The 19,440-nt window shown below is 53.8% G+C and carries 20 protein-coding genes; 7 read left to right on the top strand and 13 right to left on the bottom strand.

The genetic code is table 11. The features are described 5' to 3' along the window. Positions 1 to 11 precede the first annotated feature (11 nt). The 8 genes from JQ822_RS09890 to rppH form a co-directional block, all read right to left on the bottom strand. The gene (locus JQ822_RS09890) at positions 12 to 335 is read right to left on the bottom strand and encodes a prepilin-type N-terminal cleavage/methylation domain-containing protein (protein ID WP_213133320.1); all 324 of its coding nucleotides are present in this window, start codon (positions 333 to 335) and stop codon (positions 12 to 14) included. Next, positions 320 to 727, bottom strand: coding sequence for a DUF2509 family protein (locus JQ822_RS09885; RefSeq protein ID WP_213133319.1), 408 nt, complete (start codon positions 725 to 727; stop codon positions 320 to 322). Before JQ822_RS09885 ends, JQ822_RS09890 begins: the two co-directional genes overlap by 16 nt. After that, positions 724 to 1,287: a prepilin peptidase-dependent protein gene (locus JQ822_RS09880; protein ID WP_213133318.1), complete on the bottom strand. Its 564-nt coding sequence runs from the start codon at positions 1,285 to 1,287 to the stop codon at positions 724 to 726. The genes JQ822_RS09885 and JQ822_RS09880 overlap by 4 nt, the downstream gene beginning before the upstream one ends. Further along, entirely contained in the window at positions 1,278 to 1,748 is a 471-nt protein-coding gene (locus JQ822_RS09875; protein ID WP_213133317.1) for a prepilin peptidase-dependent protein, read from the bottom strand. The genes JQ822_RS09880 and JQ822_RS09875 overlap by 10 nt, the downstream gene beginning before the upstream one ends. A 184-nt stretch (positions 1,749 to 1,932) precedes the next feature. Then, positions 1,933 to 2,727, bottom strand: coding sequence for a thymidylate synthase (gene thyA / locus JQ822_RS09870; protein WP_213133316.1), 795 nt, complete (start codon positions 2,725 to 2,727; stop codon positions 1,933 to 1,935). A gap of 6 nt (positions 2,728 to 2,733) precedes the next feature. Next, positions 2,734 to 3,609, bottom strand: a complete 876-nt coding sequence (lgt, locus tag JQ822_RS09865; protein ID WP_213133315.1) for a prolipoprotein diacylglyceryl transferase — start codon at positions 3,607 to 3,609, stop codon at positions 2,734 to 2,736. 202 nt (positions 3,610 to 3,811) lie between these two features. Then, positions 3,812 to 6,058, bottom strand: coding sequence for a phosphoenolpyruvate--protein phosphotransferase (ptsP, locus tag JQ822_RS09860; protein ID WP_213133314.1), 2,247 nt, complete (start codon positions 6,056 to 6,058; stop codon positions 3,812 to 3,814). 12 nt (positions 6,059 to 6,070) lie between these two features. Beyond that, positions 6,071 to 6,601 carry an RNA pyrophosphohydrolase gene (gene rppH / locus JQ822_RS09855; protein ID WP_135324454.1) on the bottom strand — a complete coding sequence of 177 codons (531 nt, stop codon included), beginning with the start codon at positions 6,599 to 6,601 and terminating at the stop codon, positions 6,071 to 6,073. Positions 6,602 to 7,285: 684 nt separating this feature from the next. On the opposite strand from rppH, the gene mutH reads away from it, so the two are divergent. The 4 genes from mutH (at position 7,286) to JQ822_RS09835 (ending at position 10,279) form a co-directional block, all read left to right on the top strand. Continuing rightward, a complete protein-coding gene (gene mutH / locus JQ822_RS09850) occupies positions 7,286 to 7,981 on the top strand; it encodes a DNA mismatch repair endonuclease MutH (protein ID WP_213133313.1) in 696 nt (231 codons plus the stop codon). A gap of 74 nt (positions 7,982 to 8,055) precedes the next feature. Next, entirely contained in the window at positions 8,056 to 8,769 is a 714-nt protein-coding gene (locus tag JQ822_RS09845; RefSeq protein ID WP_213133312.1) for a TerC family protein, read from the top strand. A gap of 144 nt (positions 8,770 to 8,913) precedes the next feature. Further along, positions 8,914 to 9,132: a lipoprotein YgdR gene (gene ygdR / locus JQ822_RS09840; protein WP_000758660.1), complete on the top strand. Its 219-nt coding sequence runs from the start codon at positions 8,914 to 8,916 to the stop codon at positions 9,130 to 9,132. Positions 9,133 to 9,238: 106 nt separating this feature from the next. Beyond that, positions 9,239 to 10,279, top strand: coding sequence for an NADP(H)-dependent aldo-keto reductase (locus JQ822_RS09835; RefSeq protein ID WP_213133311.1), 1,041 nt, complete (start codon positions 9,239 to 9,241; stop codon positions 10,277 to 10,279). A gap of 76 nt (positions 10,280 to 10,355) precedes the next feature. On the opposite strand, the gene lplT is transcribed toward JQ822_RS09835, so the two are convergent. Both lplT and aas read right to left on the bottom strand, forming a co-directional pair. After that, the gene (gene lplT / locus JQ822_RS09830; RefSeq protein ID WP_213133310.1) at positions 10,356 to 11,549 is read right to left on the bottom strand and encodes a lysophospholipid transporter LplT; all 1,194 of its coding nucleotides are present in this window, start codon (positions 11,547 to 11,549) and stop codon (positions 10,356 to 10,358) included. Next, the gene (gene aas / locus JQ822_RS09825; protein WP_213133309.1) at positions 11,542 to 13,701 is read right to left on the bottom strand and encodes a bifunctional acyl-ACP--phospholipid O-acyltransferase/long-chain-fatty-acid--ACP ligase; all 2,160 of its coding nucleotides are present in this window, start codon (positions 13,699 to 13,701) and stop codon (positions 11,542 to 11,544) included. The genes lplT and aas overlap by 8 nt, the downstream gene beginning before the upstream one ends. A 62-nt stretch (positions 13,702 to 13,763) precedes the next feature. Between aas and JQ822_RS24360 the strand changes: the two genes are divergently transcribed. Both JQ822_RS24360 and galR read left to right on the top strand, forming a co-directional pair. After that, complete coding sequence (locus JQ822_RS24360) at positions 13,764 to 14,225, top strand: hypothetical protein (protein WP_244848833.1); 462 nt, start codon at positions 13,764 to 13,766, stop codon at positions 14,223 to 14,225. Positions 14,226 to 14,303: 78 nt separating this feature from the next. After that, on the top strand, positions 14,304 to 15,332 hold the full coding sequence (galR, locus tag JQ822_RS09815; protein ID WP_213133308.1) for an HTH-type transcriptional regulator GalR: 1,029 nt from the start codon (positions 14,304 to 14,306) through the stop codon (positions 15,330 to 15,332). Positions 15,333 to 15,394: 62 nt separating this feature from the next. On the opposite strand, the gene lysA is transcribed toward galR, so the two are convergent. Beyond that, complete coding sequence (lysA, locus tag JQ822_RS09810; RefSeq protein ID WP_213133307.1) at positions 15,395 to 16,651, bottom strand: diaminopimelate decarboxylase; 1,257 nt, start codon at positions 16,649 to 16,651, stop codon at positions 15,395 to 15,397. 119 nt (positions 16,652 to 16,770) lie between these two features. Between lysA and JQ822_RS09805 the strand changes: the two genes are divergently transcribed. After that, positions 16,771 to 17,706, top strand: a complete 936-nt coding sequence (locus JQ822_RS09805) for a LysR family transcriptional regulator (RefSeq protein WP_213133306.1) — start codon at positions 16,771 to 16,773, stop codon at positions 17,704 to 17,706. Here the strand turns inward: JQ822_RS09805 and JQ822_RS09800 are convergent. Together JQ822_RS09800 and kduD are read right to left on the bottom strand one after the other, a co-directional pair. After that, positions 17,693 to 18,385 (bottom strand): aspartate/glutamate racemase, encoded by a 693-nt coding sequence (locus tag JQ822_RS09800; protein ID WP_213133546.1) that lies wholly within the window; start codon positions 18,383 to 18,385, stop codon positions 17,693 to 17,695. The two genes, JQ822_RS09805 and JQ822_RS09800, sit on opposite strands and share 14 nt — an antisense overlap. A 241-nt stretch (positions 18,386 to 18,626) precedes the next feature. Then, entirely contained in the window at positions 18,627 to 19,388 is a 762-nt protein-coding gene (gene kduD, locus JQ822_RS09795) for a 2-dehydro-3-deoxy-D-gluconate 5-dehydrogenase KduD (RefSeq protein ID WP_096755831.1), read from the bottom strand. Positions 19,389 to 19,440: the final 52 nt, after the last annotated feature.

Raw genomic sequence — 19,440 nt, 5'->3', positions numbered from 1 at the left:
GCGACTCCTGACTACTGACTGTTCGGGCAGTGCAGACGTGTCATTTGACCTTGCCTGCCCAGGGGGGAAGAAAGTTTGGCGTTGATGCTGACACATCCCGCCCGCGTTGTCTGCATTCGGTTTACCTGCCAGTTTAACGGCGGCGAAAATACAGTCATCTGGGTTTGCATCCACGCATGTCGCCAAAGCTGCTGGTACTGACTTCTGATGAGAAAACTGTTCATTAACACCCGTTGATACCCCGACAACGCAGTCACAATCATAATCATAAGTACCAATGCCAACATCACTTCAGGCAGGCTAAAACCGCGTTGCTGGTTCAGGGTAGCTGACATAGTGCTCCCTCCCTTAGTGGGCAGAAATCGCTCCAGCCATGTGCAGAAAACACGATATGGTCGTCGATAATCTCGCCCTGCCGCCATAGTGACATCCCTTCATAGTGTGCAATAAGCAACACGTTATTATCGTCATGCAATCGCAGGCAAACGGCTGCATTCACTGTTGAATCTCGCCGACACTGCACGGTGGGTTGCAGCAGCCAGGGCTGCATACGTCCCCATTCCATGACGGATTGCACCACGGCCTGGCGTTGCAAAGACTGGCTTTCCGCAGCAATGCGGGAAGCAAAACTGGCTTCCTGTTGACTCAGTCCCTGGAGTAACAGGCCGCCGAGCAACAAAAGCAAAAGTACCATCGCCAGAGACGATATGCCGCGTTCCCGGTTCACAGGTTAAATCCCGTGACGCTATAGCGCGCATCAATGGCTTTTTGTGGCTCAATTTTGCTGGCTCCGCGCAAACGCAGAGTCAGGACGGGCGCAAATCCGCTTATATTCTGGCGTTCAACCTGAAATGTCTCAATCAGTACAGCGTCAGGATCGGTCATTTTATCCCAGCCCTTTCCGCCGCAGGATGTCGCACCACGTAAGGTTTCCAGTACCTTGTCTTGTAAACGAAAGCCTACCTGGTCTGCGTCTTTTGCCGGGGTGGTTTCCCAAACGCCGTTACCGTTAGCGTCCCAACGCGCAATGACGCAATCACCGTGACCCGATATCACCAGCCCCTCGCCGCCACAGTTTCCGCGACAATACCCCGCTCGCTGGAGATGTTTCGCCACCGTATAAACCCGCTGCCAAAGTTCATCCTCAAGGGCTAACTGGCGCGTGTTAAGCAAAATATCACGCTGAAGCGCCGGCAAAAAGCGTGCTGCCCCCAGCAGTAAAACGCTGCTTATGACCATCGCTATCAGCACCTCCAGTAGTGAAAAACCATGCTCATTTACCGACATACATTTGCCTCATCACGCCCGCAAAGACGGATTCGTCCCCAGCCCGATACCACCACCCACCATTCACCCGCCGCATTTTTCAGGCCAATATGCCCGGCCCATGCGGTGTTGCGCAGGCCAAAAAAGGTCAGCGATGGCGTCATGTCTGCCATCTCGACGTCGTCCCAGCGCGGAGTTAACACCAACGGCGAAACGGGCTTGCACGTATTCTGAGCAGCGACAGAACTAACCAGACACCATGAGGTTCCCTCTCTGATAACGCTGATGACATGGTCGCGGTTATGCCAGTTGGCATCCTCACGCAGTTGCAGCAGATAGTCCCGCACCTGACTAGCGGTTTGCCACAACCGTTGCTGTTGCTGCCAACGTTGCCAGCCGTAAAGTCCTGATGCGCTGAGAGCGACAACAATGAGCATTGCCACCAGTGTTTCAATGAGCGTATAGCCTTGTTGTTTTTTCATGTCACCAGTATGGCGAGGAGGAAAAGAATGACGAGTGGGAAATTCAAGTTGTTCGGCAAGCTTTGGGGAATATTTATGCCGTTGCAGCGCCTTGCAAAATTTCAGGAATCAGCGTCGAGGAACTGAATTTTGGGCAAAAAAAACCGACGCGCGATGGCGTCGGTCATGGCAGGGTAGCGTACGGTTAGATAGCAACCGGCGCTTTAATGCCTGGGTGCGGATCGTAGCCTTCAATCTCGAAATCGTCGAAACGATAGTCGAAGATTGAGTCAGGCTTACGCTTGATGACCAACTTCGGCAACGCGCGAGGTTCGCGGCTGAGCTGCAGATGCGTTTGATCCATATGATTACTGTACAAGTGCGTGTCGCCGCCGGTCCAGACAAAATCACCGACTTCAAGCTCGCACTGCTGTGCCATCATGTGTACCAGTAAGGCGTAGCTGGCAATGTTGAACGGCAGGCCGAGGAACACATCGCACGAACGCTGGTACAGCTGACAGGAGAGCTTGCCGTCTGCCACATAGAACTGGAAGAACGCGTGGCACGGTGCCAGCGCCATCTTATCCAGCTCACCTACGTTCCATGCGGAAACGATGATACGGCGAGAGTCCGGGTCATTTTTCAGCTGGTTGAGTACCGTGGTTATCTGATCAATATGGCGACCATCTGGCGTTGGCCACGCGCGCCACTGTTTACCGTAAACCGGGCCAAGATTGCCATTTTCATCTGCCCATTCATCCCAGATAGAGACGTTATTTTCATGCAGGTAGGCCACGTTAGTGTCGCCCTGCAAAAACCACAGCAGTTCGTGAATAATAGAGCGCAAATGGCAGCGTTTAGTCGTAACCAGCGGGAACCCTTCCTGCAGATTAAAACGCATCTGATGTCCAAAAATGGAAAGCGTTCCGGTTCCGGTACGATCGTTTTTCTGTGTGCCTTCATCGAGCACTTTTTGCATCAGTTCTAAATACTGTTTCATGGTTCCTCAGGAAGCGTGTTGCTGTGGGCTGCGGCGGTACGCCCAAACCATCATAATGATACCAGCGACAATCATCGGGATAGACAATATCTGCCCCATACTGATGTACTGTACCCATTCGCCGGTAAACTGCTGATCCGGCTGGCGGAAAAATTCAACGATGATACGAAACGCGCCGTAGCCAATCAGGAACAGCCCGGAGACCGATCCCATCGGGCGCGGTTTACGAATGAACAGGTTAAGAATGATAAACAGCACAACGCCTTCCAGCGCCATTTCATAAAGCTGGGATGCGTGACGGGGCAACGAGCCGTAGGTATCGAAAATAGACTGCCACTGCGGGTTGGTTTGCAGCAGTAAGATATCTTCGGTGCGGGAGCCCGGGAACAGCATGGAGTACGAGAAATTCGGATCCACGCGTCCCCACAGTTCACCGTTGATAAAGTTGCCCAGACGCCCAGCGCCCAGACCAAACGGAATCAGCGGGGCAATAAAGTCCGACACCTGGAAGAACGAACGCTTGGTGCGTTTGGCGAAGATAATCATCACCAGAATCACGCCGATAAGCCCACCGTGGAAGGACATTCCGCCATCCCAGACGCGGAACAGATACAGTGGGTTCTCAAGGAACAGTGAGAAGTTGTAGAACAGTACGTAGCCAATACGCCCGCCAAGGAACACCCCGAGGAAGCCTGCATACAGTAAGTTCTCTACTTCGTTTTTGGTCCAGCCACTGCCCGGGCGATTAGCACGGCGCGTTGCCAGCCACATCGCGAAAATAAAGCCCACCAGATACATCAGGCCGTACCAGTGAAGCGCGACGGGTCCAATTGAGAAAATGACCGGATCGAATTCCGGAAAATGCAGATAGCTACTGGTCATCTGTCACCACAAGTTCTTGTTATTTCGCTGAAGTCAGACAGCAATTGATAAGCGCGCCTGTATAATACAGGCGCTCCGAAGGTGCGAATGATAGCACAAGGGGATCACAGCGGATGCCGGGAAGATGTAAAAGATCTGTATAGGTAAGCCATGACATCCCCAGGCATGCCTGATGGCGCGATGCTTATCAGTCGATACAGATCTACAATCCCCCTCGAATCAAACCGCCCATACCGCGTCGTTCCATAAACGCCGCCACCTGATGGCGCACTTCTGTCGCCAGTTGTGCTTCCAGGCTGCGCTGCGCCAGCGTTTGCGCTTCGTCAAAATCGATGTGGCGCAGCAGGTATTTCACCCGCGCGACGGAACGACCGTTCATCGACAAATGGCGAAAACCCAGGCCAATTAAAATGGTCACACACATTGGGTCGCCCGCCATTTCGCCGCACAAGCGTAAATCGATGCCGCTTCTCTCGGCTTCCTGGGCAATCATCGCCAACGCGCGTAACATCCCCGGATGCAGGCTGTCATAGATGCTGGCTACCCGCGTGTTGTTACGATCGACCGCCAGAATATACTGGGTCAGGTCGTTGGTCCCGACCGAGATAAAATCAACCCTGTTCGCCAGATGCGGCAGCATAAACACCATCGACGGGACTTCTAGCATGATACCGATGCGCGGTTTCGGGATCGCGTAGCCGATCATCTCTTCCACTTCGCGTCCGGCGCGCTCAATTAAGCGTCGCGCTTCGTCCACTTCATCAATACTGGTGACCATCGGCAGCAAAATGCTCAGGTTGCCGGTCGCCGCATTGGCACGCAGCATCGCGCGAACCTGGATCAAAAAGATCTCCGGCTGATCGAGCGTAATGCGGATCCCACGCCAGCCAAGACACGGATTCTCTTCGCTGATTGGCATGTAAGGCAGTTGTTTATCAGCCCCGACATCAAGCGTACGCAGGGTTACCGGCTTGTCGTTAAACATCTGCAGCATGCCCTGATACTGGGCAACCTGTTCTTCTTCCGACGGAAAGCCGCTTTGCAGCATAAACGGGATTTCGGTGCGGTACAGACCGATGCCGTCGATGCGGCTCCCCAGTTTCTCTTCATGTTCTGGACTCAGCCCAGCGTTGAGCATCACCTTCACGCGCTCGCCGCTTTTCAACTGAGCAGGCTGGTTGACGTCATCTTCCGCCAGACGGCTCAGTTCAATCTCTTCACTGATGAGACGCTGATATTCCTGGATCAATACCGGTTCAGGATCGACCAGTACCTCGCCGCGATAACCGTCCACCACCAGCGTGCGACGGTGTAATATCGACGGCTGAATATCGGCGCCCATCACGGTTGGAATGCCCAGCGCGCGCACCATAATCGCCGCATGGGAGTTGGCGGCACCGTCTCTGACCACCACGCCAACCAGTCTATCCTGTGGAAGTTCGGCCAGAGTTGTCGCGGAAAGCTCATCCGCTACCAGCACGAAGCGTTCCGGCCATGCATTCGGCCCCTGAACAGAGTCATCAAGATGGAACAGCAGACGCTGGCCGAGCGCACGTAAATCCCCGGCCCGCTCTTTGAGATAGTTATCGCTCAGCGCGGCAAACTGTTCGGCAAACTTCTCGATGATCGTTTTAACCGCCCACTCGGCCACCGAGCCGTTATCCACTTCGGCAAACAGCTCACGGCGCAGGCGGGTATCGGAAAGCAGGTGCGAGTAAAGATCGAAGATTGCCGCCGTTTCTTTCTGCGCCCCGGCGGTGAAACGCTTACTGTAACGGCGGAATTCATTCGCGGCTTCTTCCAGTGCGCCGGTGAGTCGTTCACGTTCAAGAACTGGATCCAGCGTTGAAGCCTGATACACCTGCTCCATCAGCGGCAGAGTCGCATCCTGCCAGCCTTCAGCAATCGCCACGCCTGGCGCTGCGGGCAGCGCACGAATCCGCGTTTGGCGGTATTGCCCAAATAGCGCGTTTAACTGCGACTGAGAAAGAATGGCCGCCATTTGCGTGGCGAGCGTCACCAGAAATGATTCTTCGCTTTCATCGTACTGGCGCAGCTCACGCTGCTGAACCACCAGCACGCCCAATAGCTGGCGGCGCTGAATGATCGGCACGCCTAAGAAGGCGCGGAACCGCTCTTCTTTTACCGAAGGAATGTACTTAAAGCTGGGGTGTTTTTGCGCATCGGCAAGGTTGATAGGTTCCGCCAGCCTGCCAACCAGGCCAACGATACCTTCATCAAACGCAAGTGCAACGGTGCGACCACGTGGTTTTTTGAGTCCCCGGGTCGCCATCAGGTAATAACAACGTCGATCGTGATCGGCCAGATAAACCGAGCAGACCTCTGTATCCATCGCAAGACAGATGTCGGTAACCAGAATATTCAGCGCCTCATTAAGACGCGGAGCACTGGCGACCTTTTCGACTATTTCGCGCAGGCGGGTGAGCATAATTTGCGTAGCTTAACCTCTTTTACGTCTGTACGCAGGTGCGCTTTGCGGCTTTGGAGTACTCTCCTGAAGCGCCATCACAACACTTGCGAATTCTTTCATCACCCTGCGATAGACATCGCGTTTAAATGACACCACCTGTCGAACCGGATACCAGTAACTCACCCAACGCCAGCCATCAAACTCGGGCGTGCTGCTGGTTTGCATATTGATCTCAGCATCGCTGCTTATCAATTGCAGAAGAAACCATTTTTGTTTCTGGCCGATACAAACCGGCTTCGTGTCCCAACGCACCAAACGTTTCGGTAACTTGTAACGCAACCAGTTACGAGTAGAAGCAAGGATCCGGACATCTTTACGACTGAGGCCCACTTCTTCAAACAGTTCCCGGTACATCGCCTGCTCTGCTGTCTCTCCCGCGTTTATCCCGCCTTGCGGGAATTGCCAGGAGTGCTGACCAAATCGCCGGGCCCACATGACCTGCCCCTGGCGGTTACAAATTACTATCCCTACATTCGGGCGGTAGCCATCGTCATCAATCACCGGACTACCTCAACATAAACCTTATATATAAACGATTGTTTCACACTCCTGAGAGGCGGTAAACCACTCTGTGAAGCGCACGGGACTCTAATAACAACTGAATAACTCACAGCAAAGGACTGAGTTATAAACAGAGGAAGGACGACTTAGGAGATTTTATTCACCTTTTCTGTGGATATAGTTGTGAAGAAGTACGGAATTACTATGGGAAAACCCAGAACAGTCTGAATAAGACCTCCATCACATATAAAAATTAATCCTATAAATTCATTTAGTTAAAATCATTTACAACCAATAAACACCCAGAAACGTGATATGCGTCACGCATGCGATCTTCGATCTGATGAAAGATCAACCAGCGTTGGTTTTATCCACAGATTGTGCCAATAAGTTAGGCACAATTTGTGTGAAAATTCGATTTTCGTCGCACGTCAAGGCTGTAAATTGAAACAGTAGTGGGGGTTTTTCACAGTTATCCCATCTTTCTGTGGATAACATGGTGTAAGATCCTGTTCATTGTCAGTGACCAGAATTGGAAAACCCAATCGACCGTTGCGCAACTCTGCGTGGTAAAATTTAAAAACCAATATAAATCAGACAATTGAATAAAGCATGTGGAAAAAGATAAACTTTGTTCACTCGGTATAAAATCATTGCTCATTTTTTCACCTAAGGGTCAACGCCATGCCAGAACTCCAGCCACTGCTTTCCCCCCCTGAATCTGAGGCTCAACTGCTTACCCAGGCACGGCAGCTCTCGGGCTACGCGTTGGGGGAACTGGCGGCAATGGCGGGGATCGTGACGCCCCAGGATTTGAAGCGGGATAAAGGCTGGATCGGCGTGCTGCTGGAGATTTGGCTTGGGGCCAGCGCGGGCAGCAAGCCGGAACAGGATTTTGCCACGCTGGGCGTGGAGCTGAAAACGATCCCTGTGGACAGTCTTGGCAAACCGTTAGAAACCACCTTCGTTTGCGTAGCACCGTTAACCGGCAATACCGGCGTAACGTGGGAAACCAGCCATGTCCGCCACAAGCTTAAACGCGTGTTGTGGGTGCCGGTTGAAGGGGAACGCAGCATTCCGTTAGCAGAGCGGCGCGTGGGTTCTCCGCTGCTGTGGAGCCCAAATGAAGAAGAAGACCAGCAACTGCGCCAGGACTGGGAAGAATTGATGGACATGATCGTGTTGGGCCACGTCGAACGTATCACCGCCCGCCATGGGGAAGTGTTACAGCTGCGCCCTAAAGCCGCCAATGCGAAAGCGCTTACCGAAGCCATTGGCGCACATGGCGAGCCTATCCTGACCCTGCCGCGCGGTTTTTATCTGAAAAAGAACTTCACGCGCGCGCTGCTGGAACGACATTTTTTATTCCAGACACAATAGGCACTGCCTGGCCTTTCACCCGCCGCGTTACGGGCCTATAATTAGCGCTTCTTTTTTTGGCAGGACTTTGTTCGATGTTATTTGCATGGATAACCGATCCTAACGCCTGGCTAGCGCTCGGTACGCTGACGCTGCTGGAGATCGTTCTTGGGATCGACAATATTATTTTCCTCTCTCTGGTTGTAGCCAAACTCCCGACCGCGCAACGCAGTCATGCCCGACGTATTGGGCTGGCAGCCGCGATGATCATGCGTCTGGCGCTGCTGGCCTCTATCGCCTGGGTAACGCGTCTGACAAATCCGCTGTTTGAGGTGTTTGGCGAGGCGATCTCAGCACGTGACCTGATCCTTCTGCTCGGTGGGTTGTTCTTAATCTGGAAAGCCAGTAAAGAGATCCATGAGTCGATTGAAGGTGAAGAAGAAGGGCTGAAAACGCGCGTGTCTTCTTTCCTTGGGGCGATTGTACAGATCATGTTGTTAGACATTATCTTCAGCCTGGACTCCGTCATCACCGCAGTAGGCTTGTCCGATCATCTGTTTATCATGATGGCGGCGGTGGTGATTGCCGTCGGTGTAATGATGTTTGCAGCGCGCCCAATAGGCGAGTTTGTGGATCGTCACCCGTCGGTAAAAATGCTGGCGCTCTCTTTCCTGATTCTGGTCGGCTTCACGCTGATTCTGGAAAGTTTCGATGTGCATATTCCGAAAGGATATATTTATTTCGCCATGTTCTTCTCTATCGCGGTAGAGACACTGAACCTGTGGCGCAATAAAAAAAATCCTCTCTGACGGCATTTGTCGCTCCTCGCAAGGGGAGCGAACCACCTCCTAACCTTCCCCTTCTCACAGATTAAGATTTTCCTGCTTTCACCCTGCATAACTTCGCGTTATTACTAAACTAGAGTCAGACGCAGGTCATGTGAGGATAAACAGATGAAAAAATGGGCAGTTTTAATTTCCGCCGTAGGATTGGCTTTTGCCGTTTCTGGTTGCAGCAGTGATTATGTGATGGCGACAAAAGATGGTCGTATGATCCTGACCGACGGTAAACCCGAAATTGATGACGATACCGGTCTGGTGAGCTACCACGATCAGCAAGGCAATGCGATGCAGATTAACCGCGACGATGTGTCTCAAATTATTGAGCGTTGATGGTTGAGGTCAGCAGCGCGCTGGCCTTAACAATTTTGCTTCCCTTTTTCCCTTCCCTCAGCCATTTTTATAATCCTTATGTTGTGATTATAAAAAGGAAACGGCTATGCAATATCACCGTATACCCCACAGCTCGCTGGAAGTCAGTACACTGGGGCTGGGCACAATGACGTTTGGTGAACAAAACAGCGAAGCCGACGCACATGCACAGCTTGACTATGCCGTTGCACAAGGCATCAATTTAATCGACGTTGCCGAGATGTATCCGGTCCCGCCGCGCCCTGAAACCCAGGGGCTCACGGAAACCTACGTCGGCAACTGGCTCGCCAAACACGGCAGCCGTGAAAAACTGATCGTGGCCTCGAAGGTCAGCGGTCCGTCACGTAACAATGACAGCGGTATTCGACCAAATCAGGCACTGGACCGTAAAAACATTCGTCAGGCGCTTAACGACAGCCTCACACGCCTGCAAACCGATTATCTGGACCTGTATCAGGTTCACTGGCCTCAGCGCCCAACCAACTGCTTTGGCAAGCTGGGCTACAGCTGGACAGACTCCGCCCCGGTGATCACCCTGCTGGAAACGCTGGAAGCCCTGACCGAATTTCAGCGCGCCGGGAAAATTCGCTACATTGGTGTTTCCAATGAAACCGCGTTTGGCGTGATGCGCTATCTGCATCTTGCGGATAAACACGATCTGCCGCGCATTGTAACCATCCAGAACCCTTACAGCTTACTGAACCGCAGCTTTGAAGTGGGACTGGCGGAAGTCAGCCAGTACGAAGGTATTGAGCTGTTGGCCTACTCGTGCCTGGGTTTTGGCACATTAACCGGTAAATACCTGAACGGCGCAAAACCTGCCGGTGCGCGCAATACGCTGTTTAGCCGCTTCACGCGCTACAGCGGTGAGCAGACGCAAAAAGCCGTCGCGGCTTACGTGGATATCGCTAAACGTCATAATTTGGATCCTGCCCAGATGGCGCTGGCATTTGTGCGTCGCCAGCCGTTTGTCGCCAGCACCCTGCTGGGAGCGACGACCATGGAACAGCTCAAAACCAACGTTGAAAGTTTGCATCTGCAGTTAAGCGAAGAGGTGCTGGCAGAGATTGAAGCGGTGCATCAGGTTTATACCTATCCTGCACCATGATGGTGTAATGCGGTTATCCTGCCGGATGGCGGCGTAAACGCCGTATCCGGCTTACTCAGACAACAGGTACTTTATATTAATGACGGCGCTGCCAGATCCATAGCGCCGTAATCGCCAGCGCAAACAGTCCACCAAAGCCAATACCGATAGCAACCGCCGGAATACCCACCAGCACCGCCAGCGAATAAATCCCGAGCATCAACAGCATGGCGCTGTTTTCACCCAGATTTTGCACTGCAATCGCATTGCCTGCACCGACGCTTTTTTTACCGCGTTCTTGCAGGAGCGCATTCAGCGGCACAACAAAGAAACCACCCAGCACACCGATGAGCATCAGCAGTGCATAGGACGGCAGCAGCGCATGTTGCAGAGACAAGAACAGTACGCCGACGCCAATCAGGATCCCCGCAGGCATACAGCGAGACACGGTTTCCAGCGTCACCAACTTCGCTGCCGCACCGGCCCCAACCACAATCCCAATTGCCACCATGGCATTAAGATAGGTCGGCGTGGCGTTATCGGTAATACCCAGCGCCACCGGCACCCACAGCACCAGCAGAAAACGCAGCGTTACACCCGCGCCCCAAAACAGGCTGGTTCCCACCAGCGAGAAACGCGTTTCACCGTTGCGCCACAGCGAAGACGCCGCACAGAAGAAACTGCGCGTCATTTTCCCCAGATGCCAGGACTGCCCCGGACGCGCAGCAGCCAGTTTTGGAATAGACAAGTTAGCCACCACGGCACCCGCATAGGCCAGCGCGCAGACAGAGAGTGCGGCTATCACATGCCAGTCGGCCAGCACGCCGCCAGCAACAGAGCCCAGCAGAATTGCGGCGATGGTTGAGGCTTCCATCAGACCGTTGGCTTTTACCAGCTTGTCGCCGGTGGTCAGTTCACCGAGAATGCCATACTTGGCCGGGGAATACGCCGCAGCGCCGACCCCCACCAGCGTATACCCCAGAAAAGGGTTAACGCCGAAGCAGATACTTGCCGCACCCAACAGCTTAAGGCCGTTGGCAAACATCATCACCCTGCCTTTGGCAAAGCTGTCCGCCACCTGCCCGACAAACGGGGCAAAAAGAATGTAAGCACCTACAAACACCATTTGTAGTATCGGCTGGCTCCAGTCCGGATAAAATTGCTCCTTTAGCAACGCCAGCGTGGCAAACAGCAGCGCGTTATCGCCAAACGCCGACAGAAACTGCGCGGCGATAACGGACATCATCCCTTTTGACCAGATTGAAGTGTTAGTGTGTACTGACTCACGCATGTTGTTTTTCCGCTTCATCAACCCAGCTTTTCAGAGTAACAAAGTCCGGCTTACCGCTGCCAAGCAGAGGGAGTTGTTTCAGGTGGCGAATATCACGCGGCACGGCCAGTTCAGGCACACCGTGTGCACGGGCATACTGCAGCAGTTTTTCACGCGTCAGCTCGCTGTCGGTGGTGAACAGAACCAGTGCCTCACCTTTGCTGGCATCACTTTTGATGGCCGTGGCGTGCATTTTGTCAGCGGAGACCGCAAGCGCCAGTTGCTCCACCATTTCCAGCGAGACCATCTCTCCGGCAATTTTCGCAAAGCGCTTGGCACGCCCCTGAATCTGCACGAAGCCGTTCTCATCAAAGCGCACAATGTCTCCGGTGTCGTACCAGCCACGTTCAATCTCACCCTGCGCATTTTCTGCCGTCGGTACTTCCAGCACGCCCGGTTTTTCGACGCGCAAATAGCCGCTCATAATATTTGGGCCTTTCAGTTGCAAACGTCCGCCGTCTTCAATGCCCGGAACCGCCAACAGTCGGGCATCCATACCGGGCAGAATGCGCCCAACCGTGCCCGATTTTGCCGCCATCGGCACGTTAATCGACACCACTGGCGCACACTCCGTCACGCCATAACCTTCAAGCACGCGCAGACCAAACTTCTCCTGCCACAGCTGTTTGGTGGTGTCCTGCAGCTTTTCTGCTCCGGCCACCACGTAGCGCAGACGGTGGAAATCATAAGGATGGGCAAAGCGCGCATAGTTGCCGAGGAACGTCGAGGTGCCAAACAGCACGGTGCAGTTCCTGTCGTAAACCAGCTCCGGCACGATGCGATAATGCAGCGGGCTGGGATAGAGAAAGACTTCTGCACCGGTCAGTAGCGGCGTGAACAGCCCCACCGTCAGGCCAAAAGAGTGGAACAGCGGCAGCGCCGACATAAAGCGATCGTCAGCAGTGAAGTCGGCAATGGTTTTAATTTGCTCGACGTTCGCCAGAATACTTTTGTGGCTGTGCACCACGCCTTTTGGATGGCCCTCAGAGCCTGAGGTAAAGAGGATCACCGCCGCTTCTTCAGGTTGCTGCTTCACCTGTGCCAGATGTGGCATCAACAGATGAGAGAAAATCCACAGCTTATCGCCAAAGGTAACATCGGCTTTTAAATCTTCCAGGTAAACCCAGCGCACCTGGGTGAGCTGTTCCGGCAGATGCCAGAGCTTACCTTTGTCGAGAAACTGGCGGGAGGTAAAAATGGTTTTGATTTCGGAGGCGGTAATGGCGCTGGTTAATCCCTTCACGCCCGCCGTGTAGTTCATCATCGCCGGAATACGTCGACGGGCAATAGCGCCAAAAATCACGGCGGCGCTGATCCCCGCGTTGGGCAGCATCAGGCCAATCTTCTCGCCTTCTGCGCTGTACTTTTCCAGAATGCGCGCGACAAACAGCGTTTTGGTCAGCAGTTTACGGTAGCTGTCCGGGGTAAAATTAACGTCTTCAATGCAGTTTTTGCCTGCGCCAAAGCGGTATTTCGCCGACAGCAATGATTCATACAACGTTTCACGCGGTCGCACGGCCATGCGCGCTTCCATCATAATCTGGTGCAGCATTTCACCGGCGATCTTACGGCGATCGCGTGCGCGCGGCGCTTCCGGCATCGGTAACTGGGTAGGCGGCAGGATGTGTAGCTGAATGCGCGGGAAGACGCGTCGTTTAACCAGACCTTTCAGACGGCTAAAGTAGCTCAGCTCCGCACCCTCAATGCGTACAGGCACCACCGTCGCGCCCGATTTCGCAGCGACAAATCCGGCACCATCATAGATTTTCATCAATGAACCGGTGGTCGAAATACGGCCTTCAGGGAAGATAACCACCGGGCGTCCCTGCTCAACCAGACGTACCAGATGTTTAATCGACATGGGTTTGGTGGGGTCTAACGGCACGAAATCAATCAGCGGGGTGAGCCAGCGCATGTACCATTGCTGGCTTATCGAGGTGTAAACCGCAAAAACCGGGCGAATCGGTAAGAACAGCGCCAGCAGCATACCATCGATAAAAGAGACATGATTGGGAGTGATTAAGACGCGTTCTCCCCGTAGCGCACTGACATCACCCGTAAGGCGAACGCGGAAAAGCACGCGGAACACATTCCGAAAAAACCCTAATAGCATCTCAACTCCCTGTACCATCGATTATCTAAAGATGAATGTTGGCAGATTATACGAGTTGGGAGATGGGCGCGACAGGTAAATGGAATCCGAAAAAAGAGGCGAAAAAAAACCTGCGCATCCGCGCAGGTTGGTGCAAGAGACAGGGTACGAAGTGCGTACCGAATAATCTCACCAATCAATACCTCTGGGATCTTGATTGTGGTCTGCACATGCCTGATATGCCAGTTCGAAAACGCAAAGGAATGAACCCAAGTGCAACCAGTTGTGTAAATTATCCCTTACTGTTACAGATACGCGTAAGGCAAAAAAAAACCTGCGCATCTGCGCAGGTTGGTGTAAATCTTGTGATCAACCCGAAAGTCGATTTCACCTATCAATACCTCTGGGACCCCAACTCTAGCAATCGGGTCTACACCCTCACCAGCGAACAATCGCAACAGCACATCGCAAAGTGTAAGCAAAGATTTTCATTTTCTATTTCTGTCTTACTTCGCTCGTCCGTGCTCACATTTGCGAAGTCCTGACGGGCAATCTGCTTGAACAACCAGCCGTTTTCCGTAACACTGACGGAATGTAAGCGTTTACCCACAACAGGTACTATCATGGCGACCATAAAGGACGTAGCCCGACTAGCCGGTGTATCAGTCGCCACCGTTTCTCGAGTGATCAACCATTCCCCCAAAGCCAGCGAAGCATCGCGCCTGGCTGTAATGAGTGCAATGGAATCACTCAGCTACCACCCCAACGCCAATGCGCGTGCGCTGGCACAACAATCCACAGAAACCGTCGGTCTGGTGGTGGGTGATGTGTCCGATCCATTCTTTGGGGCAATGGTTAAAGCTGTCGAGCAGGTGGCCTATAACACCGGTAACTTTTTACTGATTGGCAACGGCTACCATAACGAACTGAAAGAACGGCAGGCAATTGAGCAGCTTATCCGCCACCGCTGCGCGGCCCTGGTGGTCCACGCTAAAATTATCCCGGACGCGGAACTGGCCTCATTAATGAAGCAAATCCCCGGCATGGTGCTAATCAACCGCATCCTGCCGGGTTTCGAACAACGCTGCGTTGCCCTGGATGATCGTTACGGCGCATGGCTGGCAACCCGCCATCTCATCCAGCAGGGTCATACGCGCATCGGCTACCTGTGCTCCAATCACAGCATTTCGGATGCAGAAGATCGTCTGCAGGGCTATTACGATGCACTGGCAGAAAGCAATATCCCGGTTAACGATCGGCTGGTGACCTTCGGCGAGCCGGATGAAAGCGGCGGCGAACAGGCGATGACGGAGCTGCTGGGACGTGGCAAAAACTTCACCGCTGTCGCCTGCTATAACGATTCGATGGCAGCTGGCGCCATGGGCGTATTAAATGATAATGGCATTGATGTGCCGAGCGAGATTTCACTAATTGGTTTTGATGATGTGCTGGTTTCCCGCTACGTGCGTCCACGACTGACGACGGTACGTTACCCTATCGTGACGATGGCAACCCAGGCCGCCGAACTGGCGCTGGCGCTGGCAGAAAACCGTCCGCTGCCGGAAATCACTCACGTCTTTAACCCCACCCTGGTACGTCGACACTCCGTCTCGACGTTGACAGAATCAGGCAATTCGTCGTCAAACGATTAACCAGATTCTCCAGATTCCTCCTCAAAGCAGCGTAAGCCCGATGAACACCATCGGGCATTCACTCAAAACAGTTCCAGCGCCAGCAGCTCTTCAATGGTCTGGCGACGGCGAATCAGCCGCGCAGCGCCGTTGTCAAACAGCACTTCCGGCAGCAGCGGACGACTATTATAGTTCGACGACATCGACGCACCATAGGCGCCGGTATCGTGCAGCACCAGATAATCCCCGGGCACGACAGCTGGCAACAGACGGGTTTCGACTTTGCCGCCCTCCTGCTGGGTAAACACGTCACCCGATTCACACAGTGGCCCGGCAACCACGGTTTCCAGTTGCGGAGCCTGTTCCAGCGAACGACCGTCCCCCGCCAACGCCGAAATATGATGATAGCTGCCGTACATTGCCGGGCGCATCAGATCGTTAAAACCTGCGTCAATCAACACAAAGTGACGGCTACCCATCGCCTTCACGCTGCGCACCTGCGCCACCAGCACACCCGCTTCCGCCACCAGGAAACGTCCCGGTTCGATCTCAAGCTTCACCGGATGCCCCAGATGTTTAGCAATTTGCTCACGCGCGGCGTTCCACAGACCGAAGTAGTGATCGGTGTTAATCGCCTCTTCCTCTTCGCGATACGGAATGGATAAACCGCCGCCCGCCGAGATCGCCTCCAGATCCTGACCAAACTCAACGACCTGACGCACCATCGCACCGCACACCTGCTCCAGGTGTCCATAATCCACGCCAGAGCCAATATGCATGTGAATACCGACCAGTTTCAGTTGGTAGCGCTGAATCACCTGCAACGCCGCCGGAAGTGAGCTGTACCAGATACCGTGTTTGCTGTTTTCACCGCCCGTATTCGTCTTCTGGCTGTGCCCGTGACCGAAGCCTGGGTTAACACGCAGCCACACGCGGTGGCCCGGTGACACCTGGCCCAGTTGCTCGAGCATATCCACCGACCCGGCGTTGACCGGAATTTGCAGTTCATGCACTCGTGCGAGCGTTGCCGCATCAATCATATCGGCAGTAAAGACGATCTCATCACCGCCCGGCTTATAGCCCGCCGCCAGCGCACGTTCAATCTCACCTAATGATACCGAATCGACCTTCACGCCCTGCTCGCGCATCAGGCGCAGGATGTGAATATTCGAGCACGCCTTCTGAGCAAAACGCACCACGTCAAACTGGCTCAGTTTGGCAATTTGCGCGCGGATAATCTGCGCATCATAAACCCACACCGGGCAGCCGAATTCAGCAGGCAGGCGTAGCAGGTTATCGGCGGTCAGGTCGGTGTCGGTATTATTGAGCGGGCGTGGCATAGCGGACTCCAGTCATTATCTTTTTTATGATTACGCCACAGCCAGAAGAGAATAAAAAATATCGTTTTATCGTGAGTCTATGCAAAAATGATATGGACTAACTGACTCGAGGATTGCCCATGCCTGCCGTTAACTTGCGCCATATCGAAATCTTTCACGCCATCATGACGGCAGGAAATCTCACGGAAGCCGCGCGGATGCTGAATACCTCACAGCCGACCGTCAGCCGCGAGCTGGCGCGGTTTGAGCAGGTACTGGGATTAAAGCTGTTTGAGCGCAGCCGTGGACGTCTCCACCCCACGGTGCAAGGGCTGCGGTTATTTGAAGAGGTACAGCGTTCCTGGTACGGTCTGGAGCGGATCGTGAGCGCCGCCGAAAGCCTGCGCGAGTTCCGCCAGGGCGAGCTGTCTATCGTCTGTCTGCCGGTATTTTCGCAATCCTTTTTGCCATCGCTGCTACACCCGTTTCTGGCGCGCTTCCCGCAGGTCAATATTCAGATTGTGCCGCAGGAGTCCCCCCTGCTGGAGGAGTGGCTGTCGGCACAGCGTCACGATTTAGGCATAACAGAAACGCTGCATACCCCTGCAGGAACCCAACGCACGGAGCTGCTCTCATTAGATGAAGTCTGCGTATTACCGCAAGGGCACCCGCTGGCTGAAAAATCGGTTTTAACGCCACAGGATTTTCAGGGTGAAAACTATATTAGCCTGTCACGAACGGATAGCTACCGCCAACTGCTGGATGCCCTGTTCCTCGAGCATGAGGTAAAACGGCGTATGGTCGTAGAGACGCATAGCGCCGCCTCCGTTTGTGCGATGGTGCGTGCCGGGGCGGGGATCTCGGTGGTCAATCCTCTCACGGCTCTGGATTATGCCGCCAGCGGCGTTGTCGTCCGCCGTTTCAGTATCAACGTACCGTTTACCGTGAGTCTGATCCGCCCATTGCATCGACCCGCATCAGCGCTGGTTGATGCGTTCACGACACATCTGCAAACCCATCTTCCGCATCTGCTCGATCCGCTGGACGCTATTTTAGACCGGCCTACGACAGCATAAACTCCACCGCATCCGCTGCGTGAATGGCCGCCGTATCGAACACCGGGATCGGGCTTAACTCTGCGGGAACCAGCAGACCAATCTCGGTACAGCCAAAAATAACCCCCTGTGCGCCCTGACGCGCCAGCGCGTTAATCACGCTGAGGTAATAATCGCGCGAGGCATCGCTAAATTCGCCGAGACACAACTCATCAAAGATTATCTGGTTAATCTTCTGGCGGTCAGCCTGTTCGGGGATCGGCGTGCTAATGCCAAATTCAGTCTGTAAGCGCCCGCGGTAGAAATCCTGCTCCATGGTGTAGCGCGTGCCGAGCAGCGCCACGTTGCTCATTTTCTGCTGGCTGATGGCGCGTCCTGTCGCATCAGCAATGTGCAGAAACGGCACATCGCAGGCGGTTTCAATCGCCCCGGCCACCTTATGCATGGTGTTGGTACACAACACAATTCCTTCTGCGCCCGCCTGCTGTAACCCCAGCGCAGCCTGCGCCAGAATATCGCCCGCTTTATCCCACTCACCGCGACTCTGACACAGCTCAATCTCATGGAAATCCACGCTGTGCAGCAGGATCTGCGCCGAATGCAAACCGCCCAAACGCTGCTTCACGCCTTCATTAATGAGTCGATAATAAGGAATGGTCGATTCCCAGCTCATACCGCCTAACAGACCGATCGTTTTCATCATTGTTCTCGCGTTCGTTACCGTGACTCCAGTGAACCAAAGATGTGATCAACTTTCCATATCTGTTGGCCAGCATTTCTTTTTTAATTTTCTGAGTATCGCTACGTTCACGGGTATCTGCGCTTCAGAGAAATGATGCAACTGAGGTGAACAGAATCCTCAGCCGGTATCACATGTTCTCTATAATGCTAAACTGAAAAACCCTGCCAGTTGGCAGGGTTCGTTGATACGGGAGGGCGAATTAACGCGCCAACCAGCCACCGTCTACCGCAACGGTATAGCCGTTGATGTAGTCAGATGCGCTGGATGCCAGGAACACGATCGGTCCCTTCAGATCGTCAGGCAGACCCCAGCGGCCCGCCGGGATGCGATCGAGGATTTCTGCGCTACGCTGCTCATCAGCCCGCAGCTGTTGCGTGTTGTTGGTCGCCATGTAGCCCGGTGCAATCGCATTGACATTGATATTGTGTTTTGCCCACTCGTTCGCCATCAGACGGGTGACGCCCATCACACCGCTTTTTGATGCGGTGTAAGACGGAACGCGGATGCCGCCCTGGAAAGAAAGCATGGAGGCGATGTTAATAATTTTGCCGCCGTTGCCCTGAGCGATAAAGTGCTTCGCCGCCGCCTGGGACATAAAGAATACGCTCTTAATGTTCAGGTTCATCACGTCATCCCAGTCTTTTTCGCTGAAATCGATCGCATCATCACGACGAATAAGACCCGCGTTGTTGACCAGAATGTCTATATGGCCGAATTCTGCCACTGCGCGCTCCAGCAGCGCCGGGATGCCGTCAATCTGACGCAGGTCGGCGGTCAGGCTTAAAAAGCGACGACCCAGCGCGGTAACGCGTTCGATGGTTTCGGTCGGTTCAACGATGTTGATACCCACGATATCGCAGCCCGCTTCCGCCAGACCCAGCGCCATACCCTGGCCCAGACCGGTGTCACAACCGGTCACAACGGCGACTTTACCTTCAAGAGAGAATGCATTCAAAATCATTGTTAATCCTTATTTATCATATTGCCCATCACCGACAGGCTGAGTTGCCGCC

Source organism: Citrobacter sp. FP75 (assembly GCF_018342065.1).
Lineage (GTDB): Bacteria > Pseudomonadota > Gammaproteobacteria > Enterobacterales > Enterobacteriaceae > Citrobacter.
Note: the sequence above shows the minus strand (reverse complement) of the source record. Positions and strands in the feature narration are given on the sequence as shown.